Raw genomic sequence first — 22627 nt, 5'->3', positions numbered from 1 at the left:
GACGTGTATAATGGCAATCCAGTTTCTTGGAAAAACATTGAAAAACCCCATGGTTCTTGCTTCAGGGATTCTTGGAAACAGCAAGGACATCCTTGAAAGAATTCATGAAAACGGCTGCGGCCTTGTGACCATGAAATCCATCGGGCCTGAACCCAGGGACGGGCATAAAAATCCCACAGTGATTGATCTGGGTCACGGCATGATCAATGCAGTGGGACTGCCGTCTCCCGGGTATTTGAATATGGAAAATGAGTGGAGGGATCTTGAAAAAAGAGATTTTCCGTTAATTGCAAGCGTTTATGGCGGCTCTGTTAAAGAATACCAGATGGTTGCAGAATTTGTATCTTCCAAAAACCCGGATTTTATCGAGATTAACATTTCCTGTCCCAACTCTGAAAAGCATGGCATGATATTCGGGATCAACCCGCAGTCTTCACATGATGTTGTGTCTGCCGTTAAAAAAGTAATCAATGTTCCACTCATTGTAAAACTGACCCCCCAGGCTCCGGATATCGGAGACATTGCCAGGACCTGTGAAGATGCAGGGGCCGACGCCATCTGCGCCATCAACACGGTGGGCCCGGGAATGGTAATTGATATTGAAGCGAGGACACCGGTGCTGGCCTTTAAAAAAGGAGGGCTTTCCGGCCCCATGATAAAGCCTGTTGCCGTCCGGTGTGTCTTTGATATTTACAAAGCTGTGGATATACCCATCATCGGGCTTGGAGGAATTACCACAGGAGAAGACGCCATTGAAATAATGATGGCGGGAGCCAGCCTTGTGGGAATCGGAAGTGCGGTTCGATACAGGGGGATTGATGTGTTTCAAGCGGTTGCAGATGAAATGGAAGCCTGGCTTTCAGATCATCATTGCAGTCATGAAGACATTACAGGAGCGGCCCATAAGGAAGGATGATGAATACCATTACCGATCAGAGACATATCATGCTCAGGGTTGAAAAAAAACAGGTTGAAAGCCGGGAATTTGCCACTTTGTTTTTTAATTATGCCCTGCCCTTCAAACCCGGTCAATTCATCATGGCCTGGATTCCGGGTATTGATGAAAAACCCTATACCATTTCCTATTATTCAAAAGACAGGTTTGCCATTACCATTGAGGCCAAAGGTGTTTTTTCCCAAAAAGCCATTACCCTGGACAAGGGTGACCTGGTTGGAATCCGGGGGCCTTTTGGTAACGGGTTTGATATTAAATCAAACGGTGTTGTGGCAGTTGTGGCAGGTGGCTGCGGTATGGCGCCTTTGGCCACATTGGTGGAAAAGCTTAATAAAAACGCAACCTTTATCCACGGGGCAAAATCCAAAGAATATATCCTCTACCCGGACCGGTTTGACCTTGAAAGACTATTTTGCACGGATGACGGCAGTTTTGGCCACAAAGGGTTTGTCACGGAACTCCTGGAAAATGAAATTGCTTCAGGCAGACGCTTCGACATGGTCTATACCTGTGGCCCTGAAATCATGATGTACAATGTTTTCAATATCTGCGAAAAGCACCATATCCCCTGCCAGGTCTCTTTGGAACGCTACATGAGATGCGGATTCGGGGTGTGCGGGGCCTGCGTCTGCGGCAAACAGGTGGTCTGCAAGGACGGTCCGGTCTTCGGCTCTGAAGCACTTCGTGATATAAAAGACTTTAATACAAAAGCCCTGTTAAAATCCGGCAAAGATGTTGATCTTGCCCAGTATTTTTCCTGGCGTTGTAAATAGAAATATTGCAAAGGATTTTTGTAAATGACATATAAAGAAGAATTTATTGAATTTTTAATTGAATGCAATGCCTTAAAATTTGGCGAATTTGAATTAAAAAGCGGCAGGATTGCCCCTTACTTTATTAATACCGGCATGTTTGACACCGGCCTTAAAATTAAAAAACTCGGTGCCTGTTATGCCAAAGCCATACAGGAACATTTCCCCGGCAACTTCGATGGAATCTACGGCCCTGCCTACAAAGGGATTCCCTTATGTATTTGTGCAGCCCTGGCACTCTCTGACATGGGCATGGATAAAGGGTATGTGTTCAATCGAAAAGAAGCCAAAACCTATGCTGACAAAAGCCTTGTTGTGGGCATGCCACTGACATCCGAAACCCGGCTGATTCTGGTTGATGATGTCATTACTTCCGGGAAAGCCATCAGGGAATCCCTTGAGACCCTTAAATCCTGTGAAAACCCTAAAGTCAGCGGAATCATCATCAGTGTAAACCGACAGGAAAAAGGCAAAACTGATAAAAATGCATTAAAGGAAATTGAAGAGATCCTTGATATTCCCATTCACTCCATTGTCACCATTACGGAAATTAAAGAATATCTCCACAACAAAAAAATAAATGACCGGGTTGTTCTGGATGACCGCATGCTTGCAAAAATTGATGCTTATCTTGAAGAATATGGTGCAACATAAAAATTACTGACAAATAAACCTTTTTATAAGAAAAAATATAATTAAATTATACGGGCCTGATGCCCGCCTGATCATCCAATCCTTTTTGATGCATACTCATCAAAAATGGCTCTGTTTTTTCTCAACATCTCTCCTGCCAGCAAATCCCCCAATGCAGCATCATAATTTTTCTTTGACACACCCGGGATGAGCCTGTGCCTTGCCACAGTTCCCAAAAGGGCCATATTCTGCATCCTTGAATCTTCCACGATTTGGGTGTCCACCTTAATGGCAGTTGCACTGCTGGTCTCACAGGCAATCCTGATATCTTTTGCAGTCACCTCATGGTTCACGCCAAGGCGAACCGGAAGGGGTTGCCAGGACACATCCATATAGACAAGGGTTCCTCCCTTTTTTAATGCTATATCAAGTCCCCGCAGGGCTTCATGAACCTCCATACCCAGAACAAGATCTGCTGCCTTTTTCATAATCAAAGGAGAATGGATCTGTTCTCCGCATCTAATCCTTGAAACAACAACGCCTCCTCTCTGGGCCAGTCCATGGGTGTCCACGGCAATGGCATTGATTCCTGCATGATCTATCCCCCGTAACAGCGCCTGGCTTAACAATCCAATGCCCTGGCCGCCAACACCTGTGATATGAATATTATATGCTTTCATTTTACTCCTTTGTCAAAACCAATTGCCTGTTCAGGGCATGACGGCCTGCATGACCCATCTCCGATACAAAGATCAAGATTGATATCAACGCTCTCATCCGGGTTTCGTATAAATGTCGGACAGCCGAAGCTTTCCACACAGTCATGGGTTTTATTGCAGGTTTCCTGGTTTATGGTGATATGCTTTTGAACATATCCGGATTTTTTGCGCTGAAGCCTTGTAAACTTCAACATGCACGGGTGCCTGGCAATGACCACACTGATGCCTTTAATTTGTATGGATGATTTCACAAGATCTGTTAATTTAGCCTGGCTGTAGGTATCACAGGAGAGTATACTTTCTATGCCAAGCCCTTTTAAAATGTTTTCAATGGGAACCTTATTGCCGGCATGATCCTGATGCCCGGTCATGGCAGTGGTACCGTTTTCCATAATAATCAGAGTAATATTATGGTTGTTAAATATCGCATTGATCAATCCCGGGAGACCTGCATGAAAAAAGGTTGAATCTCCTAAAAAAGCCACCACTCTTTTTTTATCATTAAACAACGACAAGCCGGAAGCTATTCCGGAAGAAGCGCCCATGCACATTAAAATCTCTCCAACGTTATAAGGCGGCATGTATCCCAATGTGTGACAGCCGATATCCGCAACCGTAATATCTTCTTTTTCCAGGACTTTTTTGATGGCAAAAAAGGCGCTTCTGTGACCGCAGCCGGGACACATCTGAGCGGGCCTTGCCGGAACTTCGAGTGGCGACACAAAAGCTTCGGGTTCACCTCCCGGCATATCCGGCCATACTGTTGCAAGCTTGTCCTTTACTTTATCCGGGGTATACTCACCCACATAATCTTCATCCTCTGTTTTCCCGATCAATCTTGTTGCAAGGCCTTTATCATAGGCCATGGCTTTTATCTGAATTTCAAGGATATCGTCCAGTTCCTCCAGAACCAGAACCTCGTCATGAGCCTTTAAAAATGAGAGAATACCGTCCTTTTCAAGCGGATTAATAACGCCAAGCTTTAAGACATCAGGCTTATACCGGGCCGTTTCAAGCACATCAAGCAATGATAAACACGTCAACCCAGAGGTAATGATGCCCTTACCCTGATTGTTTTCCGAATTTAATTCTTTATTTAAACCTGCATCTTTAATATATTGTATAGATCGATTAAATTTCTTGATTGCTTTTCGTTTCATATCCAGCGCCATTGTTGTCAGCGCAATATACGGACCATTTTCCGGATTAAACTTTGTCCGATAGGAGGTGGTGTTTTTATATTTATCAAATAATATTTTCTGCCTTGCATGACAGACATGGGTGGTCAGTCTTAACACGACGACGGTCTGTTCTTTTACCGCAAGGGCTGCAGCATGTTTATAATATTCATAGGCTTCTTTTGGAGACGCCGGTTCAAAAACAGTTACCCTGGACATTTTATAGACATTCCTGTTGTCCTGCTCATTCTGGGACGAATTCGCTCCCGGGTCATCCCCTATGACAACCACCATACCGCCGATGATATTCATCAATCCAAGCTGAACAAAGCTATCAAGAGCCACGTTCAATCCCACGCTCTTAAAAAATGCACAGGAAAGATTTTTGTTTAATGCCGCCCCAAAGGCCACTTCAGTGGCAACCTTTTCATTGACTGAAAATTCAAAATAAAAGGGGCGTTTATCTTTGGGGATGCTTTGAATGGCTGTTGCGATTTCAGGGGTTGGCGAACCCGGATAAGATGTCACCACCTTTGTTTGGGTTTCTATCATTGCTCTGACAACAGCCTCGTTCCCCATTAAAATTTCTTCAAAAGAATTTTCGCCTATAAGGATATCACCTAATTTTTTCATATGATTTTCCTCGGATTAAAATTATCGCTCGCCTTGTACTCGAAAAAATTTTCAAGTTTTCGTTCAAACACTATTTGCCCATTACAATATCATGAATCCTGTTTTCAAACACTATAAAACATATCTGTTTTCAGATCTTTGTTACCGCAAGGTTCTTGACTATTATTACAATCTCACATACATATAATTTGGGTAGAATCGAAAATTAACTTAGAGGAAAAAATGGTACCATCCCTTGAAATGACCTCGGATATGATGATTGTATTCGGGTTTTTAATTTTTGTAACAATCTTGTTTGTTTTTGAAGTTGTAAGAGTTGATATGGTCGGGCTTCTAATGATGGTACTTCTGCCCTTATCCGGTGTGATAACAGGATCCCAGGCCATCAGCGGGCTTAGTTCCAATGCCGTTGTTTCAATCATTGCCGTTATCATCATTGGGGACGGCCTTGATAAAACAGGGATCATGAATATCTTTGCCAGGCAGATCATTAAGTTTGCCGGGAAAAGTGAAGTTCGAATCATGGCCTCAATTGCCGGAACCGCGGCGTTTATCTCCAGTTTTATGCAGAATATTGGTGCAGCTGCCCTGTTTTTACCGGCAACCAACCGGATCTGCAGGCAATTGAATGTGCCCGTTTCAAAAATCCTGATTCCCATGGGGTTCTGCGCTGTCATCGGCGGATGTATCACTCTGGTGGGTTCGAGCCCATTAATCCTGTTAAATGATTTGATGGCATCCTGGTGGTCAAACAATCCCTCTGTTGTAGGGGATAAAACCTTTGAGGCATTTGGCCTTTTCAGTGTAACCCCCATCGGTATCGCCCTTGTTATAACGGCAATTTTATATTTCATTTTTTTTGGCAAATTCATATTACCAGAGGTAACATCAAGACCTGGCCCTGTCTGTCTGCTGAATCATGATCTTGAATGCGTTTATGGCGAAGAGATCCACAATGCCTATGAGCTGAATATACCGTCCGGTTTTCAAACAAAACGGCTGGATGAATTAAAAATCCGACCTTTGTATCATTCAACGGTTATTTGCATTTGTAAACATAGGAAACGAGATGGCAGACTTAAAGTTTACGTCCCTGCACGGTCAGATATTATTGAACCCGGAGATACCATTGGTGTCATCAGTAATGGTGAACATATAAAAAAACTTGCTCAAGATATGGGATGGGAACTTTGTCATGAACTCAACAAACTAAACGAGATAATATCCCCTGACAACGCGGGCATCACCGAAGCCATTGTAAGGCCCAGATCGGAACTGGTGGGGAAAACATTGCACCATGTCTATTTCAGGAAAAGATACCAGGTTAACCCTTTGGCTTTATTTAAAGGAGATAAGGTTTTTTATGAAGATATCTCTGAAACTAAAATTCAAACCGGAGACGCGTTCCTCCTTTTTGGCCAATGGGAAAAATTTCATTTATTGCAGCAAAAAAAAGACTTTGCCTTTACCGAGCATATACCCGGAGAGATCATGCACCCGGAAAAAGCAGGGTTTGCCATTGGCAGCCTGGTTCTGGCCCTTGTCCTGGCGCTTGGATTAAACGTCCAATTGTCCATATCATTACTGGCAGGTGCTGTCAGTATGATTCTCACCAGGGTCTTAAGCATTGACGAGGCATATCGCGGTGTCGACTGGATGACGGTTTTTCTGCTGGCAGGACTCATACCTTTAGGGCTTGCCTTTGAAAAAACAGGCGCAGCACTTTATTTATCCACATCCATTGCCAACCTCATGCAGGGGGCACTGACGCCTCTTGTCCTGTTTTTACTCATCGGTTTTTTGACATCCTTTTTTACCCTGGTAACATCAAATGTCGGTGCCACAGTGCTCATGATTCCCCTGGCCATGAACATGGCTGTCCAATGTAATGCCGATCCGAGAATGGCGGCACTGCTGGTTGCCATAGCCGCATCAAATACTTTTATTCTCCCCACCCACCAGGTCAATGCGTTGATCATGAGGCCGGGCGGCTACAAGGTAATTGATTATGTCAGGGCAGGCAGCGGGATGACACTCTTATATATTGGCGTGGTCATGACCATTATGTATTTTTTCTATGGTATCTCAGGCTGAAACCCTTTTTAAAAAAAGTGACTCGAATATGAAACACTATATTGAAACCCGGCACGAAAAATTTGTTACAGATTTTCAAACCATCGTTAATATTGACAGCAGCAGCGACAATAAAGACGGGATCGAAAAAGTCGCCCGATTTTTTGAAGATCGCTTCAGGAATATTGGCCTTGATACTGAAATCTCGTTTTTAGGTAAGAATAAAGTTCCCTGCCTCTATGCAGAACACAAGCAAGAAAACAAACCATTTGATATCATGTTCCTGGGGCACATGGACACGGTGTTCCCCACCGGGGAAGTTGAAAAACGCCCTTTTTCAATCAAAGGAAACAAGGCATTCGGTCCCGGGGTCTGCGATATGAAAGGGGGGTTGCTTGTGGTGCTGCATGTTCTTGAAACCCTTAAGCATGAGGGTATCCTTGACTCGTTATCTGTCTGTGTTGCTTTTAATGGCGATGAGGAAACCGGTTCTAACGCCTCCAAGGAATGGATTATGTCGACGGCAAAAAAAAGTCTGCGAACCTTTGTTTTTGAGCCCTGCCGGCCGGGATATCGATTTGTTCTTCAGCGAAAAGGCGGGGGCTGGTTCCATGTAATTGTAAAAGGACAGGAAGCCCATGCCGGGGCTGATCCGGAAAAAGGAATCAATGCCGTAGTCGAACTTGCCCACAAGATTGTTGAGATAAATAAGCTGAATCAAAATAATACAGAAACATCTGCCCAGGTAACGGTTGTCACAGGCGGAGATAAAGTCAACATAATTCCGAACAGAGCCGAAGCCTCTGTAGATGTACGCATTTTAAAGATTGAAGAGAAAGAACGTATTGAAACCTTTTTTAAAACCCTAACTGAGCATCCTTATTTAAAAGGCTCTGAAATAACTATTCAAGGCAGCATCAAAAGACCGCCCATGGAACCAGGGGATGCGACCTATAAACTTTGGGAACTGATTCGATCAACAGGAAAAAAAATCGGCTTGCCCATGGAATGGATTTCAACAGGCGGTTGTTCCGATGGCAATTACACATCTGCCACAGGCACTCCCACCATAGACGGGATGGGCATTGTGGGAGCTAATTCCCACCGGGCAGATGAATATGCCGCACTTGACAGTATTGATAACATGGTTCTTCTTGTGTCGCAGGTCTGTAGAGCCATTGGAGAGGAAAACGAGTTGAGACGATAAAATCATACCGGTTATGACTGGTTATGTATCCTTGAAAAATTTTAGAATCGGGTCTGAACTGATAATATAATAGGCTTGTCCTGTGGAAGGTTCTTTTACCGTCTCCATGATGTTTATGTCACTGATAAATTTCACTGTTGCAAGAATATCCAGCTTTTTCTTATACTGTCTTGCAGTATCAAATTCTTTGGATGTTATAATTCCTTCTTTTGTATAGGCCCAGTAGACCACTTTATCGTGGGCCAGAACAGTTGGGTCATCAAAATTCATATACAGGTCACCGACCAGGTCCTGAATTTTTTGCTGTGACGCAGCCTCAAGCTGCTCATAGATGACAAGAACCCGGTTACTTGTTTTCTGTGCCACAACATATAAATTTTTATCCTTGAATTTAAAGGTGTCCTTTGAAGTGGCATCAACCGGGTTAGCTGTTGCTATTTTGATTTGTCTCTGATTTAAAGCTGCTCCCAAAACATATCCGTTGCGTTCTAATTTCAGCGTTTCAACCTGCTCAAAAAGATCGTTCGGGTCATTGGCATAAAGCCCTCCTGAAAAGAGGCAGAGAAACAGAACAAGCACAGGGATGCGACACAGTATTTTTTTTTGCATTTTTACCTTTTTTACCTTTTTTACCTTTATTTCTACTGGACCAAACAAAATCCGGCAGGAAGGCACGTCATGCCATCCTGCCGGAAATAGACCCTTTGTTACTGATTATATCTTAACTTGTTTTCTTCTTCAATTAACTTCATGGTTTCCGCACTGCCGCCGGTTTTTATCCATAAATGTTCGGGTTTGGCCAGAAGTTCCGTAATGTGCTTGCGGTACTTCTCGCCCTTACCGGCATGATCCGCAAGTTCCTGGACTTCGGGTAAAAATTCATGGTAAAAATTCCTAGAAATTTCATACAGGCCGTGCCAATGAGTGTAATCCGGTGCAAACATGGCCGCTGCCATCCTGGCTCTTCTACCTTCATGATGCCAGATTTCAAACCATGTGTAGCCGATTTTATGCTGGAATCCTGTATTCTCCCAGATTCCGTCTTTTTTCAGCATACCAACCAGTTCCACGCCAGGTTTGGCAAATTTATCATTATAGAGATTCACCAAATCATCAAGCTGTTGATAAAAACCCCTGACCTGGTTGACACCGTGACAGGATTTACATACTTCCTGCATGCCGGCGCGTCTTTCTTTCCAGGACACAACACTCTTGATAGTTTTTTCGGCAACTATTTTCTTGAGCCTGTCACCTTCCCGGATATAGCTTTTTGCCTTTGCTGTCTGGCCGGGACGAGGTGCTATTTCACCTGTAATATCTGCAACCGTGTCATCTGTAAATGTCACCCGGTTCAGTTTTGAAGAGACAGGGGCTCTCAAATTCCATGAAAGCCTGTCGCCCACATTATGGCTGTTTTTAGCAACAGCACCATTGAGTTTAATAAATGATCCCATATGACAGGTGGAGCATGTCGGTGCGGTATGGTAATCATCCCCCAACACCCAGGAACCGTCTTTCATGATATTCATGCCGTCGGGAGAGCTTCCCTTGTCAGCCGTGAAATAGGCAATGCCGTGTTTGGATTCTTCATAGATCTCTTTTTGCGGATGATCCGGTCCCAAATGACATTTACCGCAGTTTTCAGGCTGTCTAGCTCTTGATGCAGAAAAAGAATGCTTGGAATGACAGGCATTACAAACACCCTTGGTCCCGTCAGGATTAATTCGGCCGATACCCGAGTTTGGCCAGGTATTATAATCCATTTGGGGCGCATCGGTTTTGGACCGCATGGGCTTCCCATCCTTATCACGTTTCAGTGAGACCACGGATCCATGGCACTGCCAGCAGCCGCTGGCCATATTTCCTTTGTTTGAAGGCATTCCGCCGACCACTTCCGCCAGCATGTTATCAAGGGATGCCATAATTTCACCGGCAGTGGCATGGTGTGATATGGCCATTTCCTTTGCCTCGGGTTCATGGCACTTTGCACAGTCATTGGGTGAAAGAATGGCCTTGATAAAGGCACCTTCATGGTTGTAACCCATTTCATCACCTTTGTCTGCCGCATGGCAGTTGTAACACCCAACCTGACCTTCTTTGGCTGCTGCATGGGCTGAATTTTCCCATTGAAGGACCAGGGACTTGTTTTCTTTTAGATGACAGGTGATGCATTTTTTATTCATTTCAATATTTTTCTGATTTTTTACATCAAAGGACTCTTGAGTCAATGCAAAAGCTGTCCCTGCTGTAAAAACAGATACAATCATAAAAATTAGTAATGACCTTAAAACAGTCATGTTTAGTCCCTCCCAAAATTTAAGTTAGAATGCAAAAATACAAAAGTTTTTTGCACCGCCTCTCACCACTTGCCTGCATCACCTCCTTTCATGATTTTATCTTAAATTTTTGTTAAAGTTTATTTTACATTTGTCTCGTTGTCTGTTGTCCAGAATGGAAAAATCTTACTCAATACAAAAAGAATAATAAATGGGATGGCCATGACAATGACCACCGCCAGTATCCCCTCCTTATCAAACCACTCAGGATGAAACTCGGTATAGCCTCTTGCGCTCTTGCTCATGAGCTGACCGCCGATGACAACGTTCCATCGCATGATCAGTACCTGTAGCAAAAGGATCGCCGAGACAATGGCTGCTGTAAAATTATAAATCGCGTCTTTTATCTTAAAAATACCCATCACGCCCAGAACAAACAAAGGGATCACAGAGCAGATCTTGACCTGCCACAGCCAGAAGGAACTTGCCAGCGGACCGTTTAAAAGTCCTTCAACCATATGGTGATATCCGGATTTTAAATACGAATGGGAAAACACCTCCAGCATCTCAAAGGTAAAGGCCATGATAAAAAAGAGCGTCAGCGTCTTAATGCATGTTTTGATACAGTCAGGATCAATGGATCGCCCCTTTACCTTGCGGATAACGATGTAGGCCAGGATAATGGCCGATATCCCCGATACACAGGCAGAAAACAAAAAGATCACCGGCATCAACGGTGTCGACCATGTTGGGTTGGCTTTGACGCCGCCAAAAATAAAGCCCACATATCCATGAAGTACTACCGTAATAGGAATGCCGATACCCACCAGAAACCGGATGATTTTCCGATCAAAAGCCAAGGCATCTTTTGAAAGATCAATACTGTCAAAAGTCATGGCCCTGTAGAGAAGCTGAAGCCAGCCTTTCGAGGTGGCTCTTAATTCCACAAGATCTTCCCGGTACACAAACAGGACGATAAAAACAAGAACTCCCATGGATACGGCATAGATGTATCCAAACCCTGCCATGGCTGAACTGGGACTGGGGGTTAAAAGCATATTAAAATTTCGCTCAGGCCGTCCAAGATGGAGTAAAAGCGGCAGGGTGGCAATGGCCAGAAAAGCCAGGGCAAACAGAAGTGAAAACCTTGCCACGGGGCGCAGGCTTTTGACATCAAACAAGTAATAAAGGGCTGCAATGATAAATGCCCCGTCCACAAGGCCTGTGATATACGGATAAAGCACAATCATCATACTCCAATGGACATGGAGATCATTGGGGAAGACATAATTGGAAACCAACATGGCTGCCGAGCTGTGGGCTGCATCCATCAGATCACCTCCCTTCTGGCACCTTTGTAGTAGAGTGCGGGAAAGGTTCCCATTTCTTTTCTAAGAACCGTCAGAACACCAGGGCCTTTTAAAATTTTATAGACTTCAGATGTTTCATCCTTCATGGAGCCAAATTTTCTGGCACCTGTGGGACAGACCTCGACACAGGCCGGCAACAACCCTTTTCTGACCCTGTGGTAACACCAGGTACATTTTTCCGCCACTTTTGTAACGGGATTTAAGAACCTGACTGAATAGGGGCAGGCCTGGATACAATAAGCACACCCCACACACCGTTTTTCATCCATAAGGACAAATCCGTCAGGTGATATGAAAGTGGCTCCCACCGGGCACACCTGAACACAGGGAGCTTCCTTGCACATATTGCAAAGTTTGGGCACAAAAAAGGTGTCCCTTATTTTTTCATCAATATCTGTTCTAGGGTGCTGGTATCCGTCCAGGCCGCCATGGGGACTGTCTACATAAATCTGGTCGCTGAATCCCTTGACATACCGTTCAACCCAGGTCCGGTAATTCCCATCGGGAACATTATACTCCCGCTTGTCTGCCACACAGCAGGACCCGCAGCCGATACATTGGGTAATATCCACGATAAAGGCGAATTCCTGATGATGAATATCATAGTCTTTACCCTTGATGCCCGGAATCTCTTCAGGGATTTCAAGGCTGTCTCCCCCCATTGGCCAAACCAGATATAACGAACCGGCAATGGTTCCGTTTAACACTTTTTTTACAAACGACCGTCGATCCATCATGATCCTGCCTCCATCAATCCTGTTATCTGTTTTGCCCGGATAATATATTTCAAAGGCGCGTGAACATAATGACATTGATTGCAATTGTGGGTAAGTTTTACATTCTGATCCTTAAGATGATTTGGCATGGCAACGGTCTTAATCACTTCTTCTTTCCTTGCCTTAATCTCGGTGTTATGGCATCTCAGGCAGAGGGTGGTAATTTCTTTTTCTTTTTTCACCGGCAGTGTTCCGATTTTTTTGCTATCTGCTACATGGTCTGCATAGGTGCCATGACAAAATTCACAGGATATGGTCTGATGGCGACCCTTTTTATGATTCTTTGCCTCATAGGGATGACATTTGAAGCAGGATGTGTTGGTCCCATGCCGGATGGGGACAAGAGCGGCTTCGGCAATGGCATCCGCTCTGTAGGGGCCGTAGACACCAAAAGAATCCGGAAGCAGTAATTGTTTAAATAAAAATCCCCCCCCGGCCAGGACACCAATGCTTAACACCACGACCAAAAGACGCAACCGATAACTTAAATTCACAACGACCTCCTGTATTTATTCATACAGCTCTTTAACAATTGTCAGCAGCCATTTGCTTCGGGACTTCAGTTGTATTCAGTTTTTATTTATACTCAAACTTTGAACAGTATATACGAAACGATTATGTAACAAGTGCAACAATATCATTACAAAAATATTATAGGCAAGTTTTTTTTAAAAAATTTTGAACGGGAACTTTCCTTTTTTCCTATCTGAAAAATAATGTTTAAGGGTTTGTTTGATGACTTCAAAGGCAATATCATCCCAGGGAATATCTTTTTCGTCGAACAATCGGACATCCGTGCTTTCATTCGTGGGGCCGAATTTGTCAGAGGTTAGAGTCGCCCTGAACATGAAATAAATCTGATCAACAAAAACAATATTAAAAAGTCGGTAGGGTTCAATGTTTTGAACATCCGCCATTGTTTCTTCCCTGGTTTCACGAACAGCGCCATCCTGAACAGATTCCCCGTTTTCAAGGTATCCTGCCGGCAAGGTCCATTTGCCTTTTCTTGGTTCAATATTTCTTTTGCACAGCAACACCTGTCCGTTTAATTCGGGAATACATCCCACTACCATTTTTGGATTGTTATAATGAATCAGGCCACAATTTGTACATACGGACCGGACATGATCATCATCGAGCGGAATTTTCAATTCTGTATGAGACCCGCACGCCGCGCAAAATTTAATATCCATAATTAATTATCTCTCCTTTGGTTTTACCCGGTTTGTCGGTCTGGCACCAAGGGGATCATCAGGCCAGAAATGTTTCGGATACCGACCCATCAGGTCTTTTTTTACGTCTTTATAGGTATTCTTCCAGAAATTTTCAAGATCCCTGGTTATCTGAACCGGCCGTCCTGCGGGCGACAGCAGATGAAGGGTAATCGGAATGGTGTGATCCGCAATTTTCGGAGTTGAAGTCAGGCCAAACATTTCCTGCAGCCGGACTTCAAGAACTGGTGAATCAAAAAGACCGTTTTCATTGCTGTACCTTAATGGCTTTTTAGAGCCGCTGGGAACTTTGATATGAGTTGGCGCATTTTTCTCTATGGTCTGCTGCTCTTCCCAGGTCAGCAGGGATAAAAAAGCTGCTTCAAAATTAATCCTTTCAAGCTGCTTTAAAGAAAATATACCCGGCATAAAAGGTTTCAGCCAAATAGTCAACTCCTCTTCAAGGGCCTTGTCTGAAAGATCCGGCAGATCCGGAAATCTGCCTGTGTTCTTAAGGAACACCGCGCGTTCTTTCATACTCTTCAGCCTTTTGGTCCAGGGAAGAAGGGCAAGGTCTCTTCGTTGGATTTCCTTAATCAGGATATTACAAGCCATATCCGAATCAATGTCTGAGATGGTGCGCCGGTGAACCACAAGCTTTTCAAAGACAGTGTCTTCTTTTGCCCGGACAGCATTCATTTTTTTATCCCATGAAACCGTCTGAACTATTTTAAAACGGTCACAAAAATCCTGTTCAAAGTCCTGTTTTGAATAGGGCGCGGCAAGAAAAATCTTTGCATTTTGTGGATTCCCGTCAAGATGCACCGCAACAATATATTCGCTTAAGGAAACACTATTTGTTCCTGCAAAAAATGCCCCCTTTCCCGAAGCCGTTAAAAACGTATTGTTCCTGTTATCCCTTTTCCTGGCGATCCGGTCAGGATATGCATGGGCAAGTAAGCCACCCGCTTTTTCAATGTCTGTCCTTGCCGGGTTTATGCCAAAATCTCTTGCTATCTTTTGTCCGGATTCTATAATCCTGTGAATGGCCCCCTCATTTATCTTGAATTCTTTTTTCCATATCTTTTTCTTAATTGTAAACGCTTCAATAATCTCAAGGCGAAGCCGAATGTCAGGATCAGCTGTTTTTTGATCAAACCGGATAAAATCGCGCTCATTGAGAAAGGCTGCGATCCTACAGGCCAAAAATCCCTGACCTTTTTCATCTGCTTTGATAACCATATGGGCAAGCCGGGGATGCAGGCCGGCAGATGACATCTTTTTACCATGAAATGTAATACGTCCCTGTTCATCAAGGGCACCCAGGGTTTTAAGAAGATTTTTGGCCTGTTCAAAGGATTTTTCTTCAGGCAGGTCAAGCCATTTTAACTGCCCGGGATCTGATATCCCCCAGGCTGCCAGTTCCAAAGCAACTCCGGTCAAATCAATACTTAAAATTTCAGGTTTTGTATAGGCTTTCAACAATCGATGATCATATTCAGACCATAACCGGTAACACTTCCCCGGTTTTGTCCGGCCTGCCCGGCCCCTTCTCTGGTCAGCAGAGGCTTTTGAAACCGGGAGGGTCTCAAGGTGGGTCATTCCTGTTTGAGGAGAAAACCTTGGAACACGCATGAGACCTGCATCAACCACAACGCTGACACCCTCAATGGTGATAGAGGTCTCTGCAATGGATGTGGCAATCACAATTTTTTGCTCACTTGGGTTTGAGGGGCGAAAGGCTCTGGCCTGATCTTTCTGAGACAGATTCCCGTACAAAGGAAAAATATGAATCGCTGATTCAAGGTCTTTTTCAAGAATTGAATATAAGGTTTTAATCTCCTTTACACCGGGCAAAAAGACCAGCATATCTCCGCCGGTTTCTGACAGAGCACGCCTTATGACCAAAGCGCAGGCAGTTTCAATGGGAACAGCCCTCTTTTTCCTGTCTAAAGGAGGAACATAAATCGTTTCTACAGGAAAACTTTTCCCCTTTGAAACAATAACAGGTGCATTATCCATGAGCTTTGATACAGCAAAAACATCCATTGTGGCAGACATGACAAGAATGCGTAAATCATCACGCAATGCTTCAAACGTCTCCAGGCAGAGGGCAAGCCCGAGATCACTGTGGATATGCCGCTCATGGAACTCATCAAATATCACCAGCCCGACATCTTCCAGAGACGGATCATTCTGAATTTTCCGGGTAAAAATTCCTTCGGTGATCACCTCTATTCGGCTATCCGGACCGATCTTCCTGTCCAGCCGGATCTGATATCCAATGGTCTGCCCCACTTTCTCTTTCAGAAGATCTGCCATATGGGCAGCACAGGACTTGGCTGCCAGCCGTCTTGGCTCAAGCAGAATAATTTTTTTATTCGCAAGCCAGGGTTCATCCAGGAGAGCCAACGGAACCCGGGTGGTTTTACCTGCACCGGGTGGGGCCTGAATCACAGCATACCTGGAGGTCTCAAGAGCTTTTACGATATCGGGAATATGTTTTTGAATTGGAAGGGTCTGAGTCATCCGTCACCAGCAATGCTCCATAATGCCTTGACTCTGGGATTGGCAAGATTCTTTCTCCGGGTACAAAGGCCGAGGATAAAGGGTGGCAGTTCCGGAACCCCGTCCAGAATCTTTACCTGTTTAAAGAAAGGGCTCTTTTCCAGCACCATTCTGGGAACAAGTCCAATACCGCAGCCAAGGCTGACCATAACAATGATGGCTTCGTTTCCTGCCACCTGGGAGTAAATTTTTGGAATAAAATTTTCCTCTGAAAACCACTGGTCGATACGGTCCCTGCTCAATCCGTGATCCGGGATAATCAAAGGGGTCTGCTCCCAGTCAATCCCGGCTGCTGTTTCTATAATGATCTCAGGATATTGCAGCGGCGCAATAAAGACCAGGGGGGTCTGAGAGATGGTTTTAAAGACAAAATCTTTGGGCACAACATCCGGCAGGGCGGCAATGACCATGTCCGCATCCTGATTTGAAAGTTTAATCAAGGCTTTGGCCGCATCGCCGGTTTCAAGATGTATCCGCACACCGGGATGGGTCTTTCGATACTTTTCCATCATGTCAGGAAGAATGCCGTAGGCTGCGGTGACAGAACAATATAACGAGAGTTGCCCCTGAAGAACATTATCAGAAGACAGCTCGTCATGGAGCCTGTCCCATCGCTGTAGAACATCATCTGCATATTTCTTAAATGCAATCCCGGCCAAAGTCAGCTCCACAGACCGGTTGTCCCGGACAAAGAGCTTTTCACCCAGCTCTGTTTCAAGCCGCTGGATGACTCGCGTCAATGCAGACGGCGTGATATAACAGGCCTGGCTGGTTCTTGCAAAATGCAGTGTTCCTGCAAGATGTCTGAAAAGCTTTAAATTTCGAATGTCCATCTCTCAATACCTAACATCATGTTTCAAATTATGCAACAAAGCATGAGGTCTAAATAAATATTTGCAACATTAACACCAAACATCACGTTTCAATATTTGAAACATAATATTGCAAATGATTCATTTGACGCAACAATAAAATTGATTATAATCAGACAAAAAGGTTAATTCATATTAATGTTTAATTTTTCATAAAAGAGGAGCACACCATGGGCCAAAATTATTTTAATACCCTGCCATTAAGGCAACAACTGGAAGAGCTTTCCCAATGCCGTTTTGTGGATTCATCCGAATTCAACGGCGTTGAAGCGTTAAAAGGCAAAAAAATAGTCATCGTCGGGTGTGGTGCTCAAGGATTTCACCAGGGCCTAAATTTGCGCGACAGCGGCCTGGATGTGTCCTATACCCTTCGGGATACCGCCATTGAAGAAAAGCGGCAGTCCTGGAAAAATGCCACGGGAAATGAATTTTATGTGGGAACCTATGAAGAATTGATCCCCAAAGCAGACCTGTTGATCAACCTGACCCCGGACAAACAGCACACCAATGTGATTGAATCTGTCATGCCGCTGATGAAACAGGATGCGTGTCTTTCATATTCCCACGGATTTAATATTGTGGAAGAAGGCATGCAGATCAGAAAAGATATCACCGTTATCATGGTAGCGCCAAAATCCCCTGGAACAGAAGTCCGGGAAGAATATAAGCGGGGATTCGGAGTGCCGACACTGATTGCCGTACACAAGGAAAATGATCCGAGAGAAGAGGGAATGGAACTTGCCAAAGCCTATGCCTGTGGTACAGGAGGAGACCGGGCAGGCGTCCTTCATTCTTCTTTTGTAGCTGAAGTAAAATCTGATCTCATGGGAGAACAGACCATTCTCTGCGGTGTTCTCCAGACAGGCTCTTTGCTCTGTTATGATAAAATGATTGAAAAAGGAATTGACCCCCAGTATGCCTCAAAACTGGTTCAACATGGATGGGAAACCATTACGGAAGCTTTAAAATACGGCGGTGTTACCAATATGATGGACCGCCTTGACAACCCTGCAAAGCTCATCGCGAATGAACTTTCCAAAGAATTGAAAACCATTCTTGAACCCATGTTTAACCAGCACATGGATGATATCATGTCAGGAAAATTTTCAGAAACCATGATGGAAGACTGGGCAAATGATGATGCCGACCTGCTTAAGTGGAGGGATGAAACCGCCCAAACCGCGTTTGAACAATCAACATCAACCGATCAGGACATTCTTGAACAAGAATATTTTGACAATGGGATTCTCATGGTTGCCTTTGTCAAAGCAGGCGTGGAATTAGCCTTTGATACCATGGTCTCAACTGGTATCGGCGAGGAATCCGCCTACTATGAATCACTTCATGAACTTCCCCTGATCGCAAATCTTGTTGCAAGGAAAAAACTGTATGAAATGAATGTGGTCATCTCAGATACAGCCGAATACGGATGTTATCTTTTCAACCATAAAGCCATTCCATTGCTCGCAGGTTTCATGAAAAAACTCGATGTTGACGTCATCGGTAAGGGGCTTGATGTTGAAAACAATGGTGTGGACAATGCCAAACTCATCAAGGTCAATGATACCATCCGCTCCACCGGTGTTGAACACATTGGGAAAGAACTGCGCGAATACATGGAGGCCATGAAACCCATTTATTAAGCCTGTTTTTATACCGGATCATACAAAACCGCCTGGTTTCATTATACAAACCATTCATTCTTTCTATATGCCTGGTCCTGGCTCTTTGCCACCAGTTCGCCGGTATTTTTATTATAAATTTTAATATTATATAATGCTGTTCGCCTGCCACTATGTTCCTCTTTGGCCTCTGCTACCAGATGGTCTCCCGGATAGGTAGGTTTTAAAAAACAAATGCTCACATTCAGGGCAACCGCAATTTTCCCGTGGGAATTGCATGCGGCTGCAAATGCCATATCACTGATGGCAAAAATAATACCGCCATGGGTGGATCCGTGAAAATTGGTCATATTATCGTTAACGATAAGGGATACACGGCTTTGCCCTGGTTGAATGATTTCCACTTTTGCCCCAAGATAATTAGCAAACGCATCTTTTTGAATGTGATTATTGATGGTTTGCTGACGGATTTTATCATCCATATAATCTCCCCTGTATATTGAATTCCTTTAAATTAAAATTTTTCAGAAGATTTTTTTAAATAAAATGAAAAAATCATCCCCACAAAAGAGATTCCTCCGGCAATAAGAAACGGAAGTGTAAAAGAGTTGCTAATATCCGCAAGATATCCTCCCAGAGCCGGGCCTATGGATTGCCCGATTCCAAAAAAAAGGGTTATAAACCCCAGTCCGGCAGGCGCCAGCCTGGGACCCACAAAATCTCCGGCTGCGGCTGCCATAATGGTTGGGATGCTCCATGCGGTTAAACCGAAAAGAATAGCGGACAAATAAAACCCGGCTTCAGACTTGAATACCGCATAGACGATATATGAAATTCCAAGTACAAGATAGGCCAGCGCAGCACCTTTACCCCGGCCGATTCGGTCTGATATGCTTCCCCAGATCACACCGCAAAAAATGCTTAATCCGCCGACTGTGGCCCATAAGCCACCTGCCCATGCCGCTGTGTAGCCCATCTCATTCACCAGGTAAGCAGCAAAAAAAATAATGTAAATAATGTAAATAATGTAGGACAGACCGTAAAAAAAATAAACGATTCCCAGGTACCAAAGTGCCTTCATCCTGTACACTTGACTCCAATCCAGAGAGGAGACTTTATTGTTTGCCGATGAATTTTGGATGTCGCCTTTTTCTTCCTGCCCCACCGGAAGTAATCCTTTGTCCTCGGGATGATTCCGTAAAAATAAAAAGACAAGAATGGCTACCAGTAGAACACAAATTCCCAGAATGTACCATGAATAACGCCAGCCATTCGTTCCATATGAAGTCAGAATAAAAGGTACGATTATCCCTGATAAAAACGTCCCCAATCCAATGCCGCCTGAAACAATCCCGGTGGCAAATCCGCGCTTGTTAACGGCAAACCAGGCCGAACCCAGAGCCATGGCAGGCACATAAGCCGCACCATTTCCCAGACCCGTTAACAACCGCATGGAAAAAGCGAAACCAAATGATTTGGCCAGACCCGTCAGTATCATGGTGACACCCATGAGGACCAAAGCAAATGTAATGACTGTTCTTGTGCCAAACCTGGCCGCGAGGAATCCGCCGATGATGGCCATGGAGAGATAACCGATAAAATTTCCGGTCCCCAAAAGCCCCAGCTGGGTATAATCGAAATTTAACCCGTCCTTCATGGCCGGTAGTAAAATTGTATACGCCATTCGTCCAAAACCATGAGCAGCAACCGTTGTAACCAGTCCCATGAAAATTACAATCCATCCATAATGTATCTTCTTTTCCATGTACTTCTCCTTTATCTGATCCCCCCAAAGGAGCCCATTATTGAGCTCACTTCAAAGTCATCGCCTTTTCAAGACAGATCTCCTGACAGCAAAAACAAGTAATACAGATGTCGGCATCCACCACAGGAAAGTTTTCTTTCATTGTAAGAGCAGATACGGGACAATGATCTATACAGTCACCATACAGTCACCACATGCCGTGCACAGTTCCGGATCGGCCTGGGGCCTGACCAGAGTCCTGATTTTCATCAATTCCTGAACCTCCGGGTTACCGAAAATGGCCTCACCGCCTAAGGGCGGAAGCTTGAAATCAGATAGAATTCTCATTTCCCCATCTATTTGAATCATTTGAGAATCAAAATCCCCAAGCCCCATGGCCTTTGCTTTTTGAAGAAAACGCAGGCGGGCAGGATCAAGCCCCATCATTCTCGCAACAACCCCATCCATAGCCACGGCATTATCGGCAGCCAGAATCAGGCCGATCTCCCTTAACTCAGGTGAGGCCGGACCATTTCCCTCCATGCCCACCACTGCATCCATGATAAAAAAATCCGGGACCCGCAGGCGAAAAACCTCTACAATAACATCATGAAACCGCTCTGGCGTGCCGGCAATCTGGTGCAGCCGTGCTTTCTGTGCACCGGGCAGGATCCCATAGCTGTTTTTAATGGCCCCGGTCATAACTGTAAGGCCATGGGTTTTAAACTTGGGCAGGCTGATAATAATATCAGCGTCCAATATTTCTTTGGAAATACCTACTTCGGGCATGAAATCAGGATTAAAGGCAACGTGTTGTGTTATGTTGCCCAGGTTCCTGTAATAGCCCTTTGCCGCATCCATCAATCCGGTTTTTTCAAAGCTGTTCTCATTGTCGCCATAATTAAACAAACCAGGATTGTCGCCCACCACAATCTCAGCCGGGGACATCTCCTCAACTTTTTCAACAACAGCCCGTAATAAAGGCGGGTGCGTCACAATGTGCTCTTCTGCTGTGGACGTCCGGAGCACATTGGGCTTGATCACAACTTTTTTTTGGGCAATCTCTTGAGGAAAAATCTCAAAGGCTCGATCCACTGCATCTCGGCAGCTATCGTAAGATGCCGGATGTATCATGACACGATGCATATCTTTTCCTTTCCGTTAATGCATGTTTTCCTGGTATTGGGTAGCAGATTTCTGTGAAGATAACAACATTACTTTTATCCGGTGATCGAACGTTTATGGCTGCTGTTAGCACACTATCATGGCTTATAAAAAAATCGAGGTGTCAGCAGTTATTTCACCTCAACTGTCTCGTTAATATCCAGAAAAGTTAAGACAACCCTCGCAAATTCGGTGGACGCTTCAAAAATCAAGTGGTGCGTTGCTTTTTTGAATTGTACAAGCCATGCCCCGGGAATATCCAAGTACGTTGGCCTTTTTTATTTTAAGGGCATTAAGAAGGCCAATGACATCATCGGCAAATAATTTATAGGTAAACATTGTCTCATTAGTTTTGGTATACCCCATACCCCGGTTATCCAGTAAGATTAGCTGATATTTTTTTGACAACGATTCTATAATTTCTTGAGGCCAATTATCCATTGTTCCGCCTAACCCCATGATCATTACGAGCGGTTCACCATAGCCAATCAATTTGTAACCTATTTCTATTCCATTTGCAGGGACCTGGTAGATAGCGTTACCCTGCTTATCCGAGCCAATAGATTTTCCTGATGGCTGTATTTGTTGAGCCGAAACACTAAAGACGCCGATGGCCAGAAAAATAAACAGTGAAACAAATAGGGTAGTGGTTTTTTTCATATGCATTGGTATTCCCTCCTTGATGGATATAACACCAAAATCTGCGGTATTATCCCCAGCCCAAGTTCGTCAAAACAAATTACAGACACCCGTCGGTAGGGAGTCGGTCACTATTTATGGTCACTACTCATTTCGCATTGTATAACTTCCTTGG

Annotated in this window: 20 protein-coding genes; 6 read left to right on the top strand and 14 right to left on the bottom strand. The window is 44.3% G+C overall.

What is annotated here, in order from left to right; genetic code table 11:
* Nucleotides 1-10: 10 nt before the first annotated feature.
* Genes QAI40_RS09830 through pyrE form a run of 3 tightly spaced genes read left to right on the top strand, consistent with a single transcriptional unit; the run spans nucleotide 11 to nucleotide 2421 of the window.
* Entirely contained in the window at nucleotides 11-916 is a 906-nt protein-coding gene (locus QAI40_RS09830) for a dihydroorotate dehydrogenase (RefSeq protein ID WP_304511609.1), read from the top strand.
* Complete coding sequence (locus QAI40_RS09825; protein WP_299981063.1) at nucleotides 916-1728, top strand: dihydroorotate dehydrogenase electron transfer subunit; 813 nt, start codon at nucleotides 916-918, stop codon at nucleotides 1726-1728. The genes QAI40_RS09830 and QAI40_RS09825 overlap by 1 nt, the downstream gene beginning before the upstream one ends.
* A gap of 24 nt (nucleotides 1729-1752) precedes the next feature.
* Nucleotides 1753-2421: an orotate phosphoribosyltransferase gene (pyrE, locus tag QAI40_RS09820; RefSeq protein ID WP_299981065.1), complete on the top strand. Its 669-nt coding sequence runs from the start codon at nucleotides 1753-1755 to the stop codon at nucleotides 2419-2421.
* 71 nt (nucleotides 2422-2492) lie between these two features.
* Here pyrE and QAI40_RS09815 read toward each other — a convergent pair whose 3' ends face one another.
* Both QAI40_RS09815 and QAI40_RS09810 read right to left on the bottom strand, forming a co-directional pair.
* Complete coding sequence (locus tag QAI40_RS09815) at nucleotides 2493-3080, bottom strand: 2-oxoacid:acceptor oxidoreductase family protein (RefSeq protein ID WP_299981067.1); 588 nt, start codon at nucleotides 3078-3080, stop codon at nucleotides 2493-2495.
* Nucleotides 3077-4930 carry an indolepyruvate ferredoxin oxidoreductase subunit alpha gene (locus tag QAI40_RS09810; protein WP_299981069.1) on the bottom strand — a complete coding sequence of 618 codons (1854 nt, stop codon included), beginning with the start codon at nucleotides 4928-4930 and terminating at the stop codon, nucleotides 3077-3079. The genes QAI40_RS09815 and QAI40_RS09810 overlap by 4 nt, the downstream gene beginning before the upstream one ends.
* A 222-nt stretch (nucleotides 4931-5152) precedes the next feature.
* Here QAI40_RS09810 and QAI40_RS09805 point away from each other — a divergent pair, with 222 nt between their 5' ends.
* Both QAI40_RS09805 and QAI40_RS09800 read left to right on the top strand, forming a co-directional pair.
* Nucleotides 5153-7024 (top strand): SLC13 family permease, encoded by a 1872-nt coding sequence (locus QAI40_RS09805; protein WP_299981071.1) that lies wholly within the window; start codon nucleotides 5153-5155, stop codon nucleotides 7022-7024.
* 28 nt (nucleotides 7025-7052) lie between these two features.
* Nucleotides 7053-8210, top strand: a complete 1158-nt coding sequence (locus tag QAI40_RS09800; protein WP_299981073.1) for a M20 family metallopeptidase — start codon at nucleotides 7053-7055, stop codon at nucleotides 8208-8210.
* Between the two features lie 21 nt (nucleotides 8211-8231).
* Here the strand turns inward: QAI40_RS09800 and QAI40_RS09795 are convergent, their stop codons facing one another.
* The 8 genes from QAI40_RS09795 to ilvY all read right to left on the bottom strand — a co-directional run bounded on the left by QAI40_RS09795 (nucleotide 8232) and on the right by ilvY (nucleotide 17244).
* Entirely contained in the window at nucleotides 8232-8819 is a 588-nt protein-coding gene (locus QAI40_RS09795; RefSeq protein ID WP_299981075.1) for a hypothetical protein, read from the bottom strand.
* Between the two features lie 98 nt (nucleotides 8820-8917).
* Nucleotides 8918-10507 (bottom strand): multiheme c-type cytochrome, encoded by a 1590-nt coding sequence (locus QAI40_RS09790; RefSeq protein ID WP_299981076.1) that lies wholly within the window; start codon nucleotides 10505-10507, stop codon nucleotides 8918-8920.
* Nucleotides 10508-10626: 119 nt separating this feature from the next.
* Complete coding sequence (gene nrfD / locus QAI40_RS09785; RefSeq protein ID WP_299981078.1) at nucleotides 10627-11817, bottom strand: NrfD/PsrC family molybdoenzyme membrane anchor subunit; 1191 nt, start codon at nucleotides 11815-11817, stop codon at nucleotides 10627-10629.
* Nucleotides 11817-12593: a 4Fe-4S dicluster domain-containing protein gene (locus tag QAI40_RS09780; protein ID WP_299981080.1), complete on the bottom strand. Its 777-nt coding sequence runs from the start codon at nucleotides 12591-12593 to the stop codon at nucleotides 11817-11819. The genes nrfD and QAI40_RS09780 overlap by 1 nt, the downstream gene beginning before the upstream one ends.
* Nucleotides 12590-13126, bottom strand: coding sequence for a hypothetical protein (locus tag QAI40_RS09775; protein ID WP_299981082.1), 537 nt, complete (start codon nucleotides 13124-13126; stop codon nucleotides 12590-12592). The genes QAI40_RS09780 and QAI40_RS09775 overlap by 4 nt, the downstream gene beginning before the upstream one ends.
* A 174-nt stretch (nucleotides 13127-13300) precedes the next feature.
* Complete coding sequence (locus tag QAI40_RS09770) at nucleotides 13301-13825, bottom strand: NUDIX hydrolase (RefSeq protein WP_299981084.1); 525 nt, start codon at nucleotides 13823-13825, stop codon at nucleotides 13301-13303.
* A 6-nt stretch (nucleotides 13826-13831) separates the two neighbouring features.
* Nucleotides 13832-16372 carry an ATP-dependent helicase HrpB gene (gene hrpB / locus QAI40_RS09765; protein WP_299981085.1) on the bottom strand — a complete coding sequence of 847 codons (2541 nt, stop codon included), beginning with the start codon at nucleotides 16370-16372 and terminating at the stop codon, nucleotides 13832-13834.
* Nucleotides 16369-17244: an HTH-type transcriptional activator IlvY gene (gene ilvY, locus QAI40_RS09760; protein ID WP_299981086.1), complete on the bottom strand. Its 876-nt coding sequence runs from the start codon at nucleotides 17242-17244 to the stop codon at nucleotides 16369-16371. The genes hrpB and ilvY overlap by 4 nt, the downstream gene beginning before the upstream one ends.
* Nucleotides 17245-17453: 209 nt before the next feature.
* Between ilvY and ilvC the strand changes: the two genes are divergently transcribed.
* Nucleotides 17454-18926 carry a ketol-acid reductoisomerase gene (gene ilvC / locus QAI40_RS09755; protein ID WP_299981087.1) on the top strand — a complete coding sequence of 491 codons (1473 nt, stop codon included), beginning with the start codon at nucleotides 17454-17456 and terminating at the stop codon, nucleotides 18924-18926.
* Nucleotides 18927-18967: 41 nt separating this feature from the next.
* On the opposite strand, the gene QAI40_RS09750 is transcribed toward ilvC, so the two are convergent.
* The 4 genes from QAI40_RS09750 to QAI40_RS09735 all read right to left on the bottom strand — a co-directional run bounded on the left by QAI40_RS09750 (nucleotide 18968) and on the right by QAI40_RS09735 (nucleotide 22473).
* Nucleotides 18968-19387 (bottom strand): hotdog fold thioesterase, encoded by a 420-nt coding sequence (locus QAI40_RS09750; RefSeq protein ID WP_299981089.1) that lies wholly within the window; start codon nucleotides 19385-19387, stop codon nucleotides 18968-18970.
* A gap of 32 nt (nucleotides 19388-19419) precedes the next feature.
* On the bottom strand, nucleotides 19420-20670 hold the full coding sequence (locus QAI40_RS09745) for an MFS transporter (RefSeq protein WP_299981091.1): 1251 nt from the start codon (nucleotides 20668-20670) through the stop codon (nucleotides 19420-19422).
* A gap of 168 nt (nucleotides 20671-20838) precedes the next feature.
* Nucleotides 20839-21795: a DUF362 domain-containing protein gene (locus QAI40_RS09740; protein ID WP_299981094.1), complete on the bottom strand. Its 957-nt coding sequence runs from the start codon at nucleotides 21793-21795 to the stop codon at nucleotides 20839-20841.
* A 219-nt stretch (nucleotides 21796-22014) separates the two neighbouring features.
* Complete coding sequence (locus QAI40_RS09735; RefSeq protein ID WP_299981096.1) at nucleotides 22015-22473, bottom strand: alpha/beta fold hydrolase; 459 nt, start codon at nucleotides 22471-22473, stop codon at nucleotides 22015-22017.
* Between the last annotated feature and the right edge of the window lie 154 nt (nucleotides 22474-22627).

Origin of the sequence: Desulfobacula sp. (assembly GCF_030611305.1) — a bacterium.
In the GTDB taxonomy this organism is placed as follows: Bacteria; Desulfobacterota; Desulfobacteria; order Desulfobacterales; family Desulfobacteraceae; genus Desulfobacula.
The sequence above is the reverse complement of the archived record's forward strand: the minus strand, read 5'-3'. Positions and strand labels throughout refer to the sequence as shown.

Bases quoted from the DNA above. Each gene is read 5' to 3' on its own strand.
- QAI40_RS09740 (WP_299981094.1), bottom strand. From the start codon at position 21,795: ATGCATCGTGTCATGATACATCCGGCATCTTACGATAGCTGCCGAGAT.
- QAI40_RS09815 (WP_299981067.1), bottom strand. From the start codon at position 3,080: ATGAAAGCATATAATATTCATATCACAGGTGTTGGCGGCCAGGGCATT.
- QAI40_RS09825 (WP_299981063.1), top strand. From the start codon at position 916: ATGAATACCATTACCGATCAGAGACATATCATGCTCAGGGTTGAAAAA.
- QAI40_RS09780 (WP_299981080.1), bottom strand. From the start codon at position 12,593: ATGATGGATCGACGGTCGTTTGTAAAAAAAGTGTTAAACGGAACCATT.
- QAI40_RS09810 (WP_299981069.1), bottom strand. From the start codon at position 4,930: ATGAAAAAATTAGGTGATATCCTTATAGGCGAAAATTCTTTTGAAGAA.
- nrfD (WP_299981078.1), bottom strand. From the start codon at position 11,817: ATGGATGCAGCCCACAGCTCGGCAGCCATGTTGGTTTCCAATTATGTC.
- hrpB (WP_299981085.1), bottom strand. From the start codon at position 16,372: ATGACTCAGACCCTTCCAATTCAAAAACATATTCCCGATATCGTAAAA.
- QAI40_RS09830 (WP_304511609.1), top strand. From the start codon at position 11: ATGGCAATCCAGTTTCTTGGAAAAACATTGAAAAACCCCATGGTTCTT.
- QAI40_RS09745 (WP_299981091.1), bottom strand. From the start codon at position 20,670: ATGGAAAAGAAGATACATTATGGATGGATTGTAATTTTCATGGGACTG.
- QAI40_RS09735 (WP_299981096.1), bottom strand. From the start codon at position 22,473: ATGAAAAAAACCACTACCCTATTTGTTTCACTGTTTATTTTTCTGGCC.
- QAI40_RS09795 (WP_299981075.1), bottom strand. From the start codon at position 8,819: ATGCAAAAAAAAATACTGTGTCGCATCCCTGTGCTTGTTCTGTTTCTC.
- QAI40_RS09770 (WP_299981084.1), bottom strand. From the start codon at position 13,825: ATGGATATTAAATTTTGCGCGGCGTGCGGGTCTCATACAGAATTGAAA.
- pyrE (WP_299981065.1), top strand. From the start codon at position 1,753: ATGACATATAAAGAAGAATTTATTGAATTTTTAATTGAATGCAATGCC.
- QAI40_RS09790 (WP_299981076.1), bottom strand. From the start codon at position 10,507: ATGACTGTTTTAAGGTCATTACTAATTTTTATGATTGTATCTGTTTTT.
- QAI40_RS09805 (WP_299981071.1), top strand. From the start codon at position 5,153: ATGGTACCATCCCTTGAAATGACCTCGGATATGATGATTGTATTCGGG.
- ilvY (WP_299981086.1), bottom strand. From the start codon at position 17,244: ATGGACATTCGAAATTTAAAGCTTTTCAGACATCTTGCAGGAACACTG.
- ilvC (WP_299981087.1), top strand. From the start codon at position 17,454: ATGGGCCAAAATTATTTTAATACCCTGCCATTAAGGCAACAACTGGAA.
- QAI40_RS09750 (WP_299981089.1), bottom strand. From the start codon at position 19,387: ATGGATGATAAAATCCGTCAGCAAACCATCAATAATCACATTCAAAAA.
- QAI40_RS09800 (WP_299981073.1), top strand. From the start codon at position 7,053: ATGAAACACTATATTGAAACCCGGCACGAAAAATTTGTTACAGATTTT.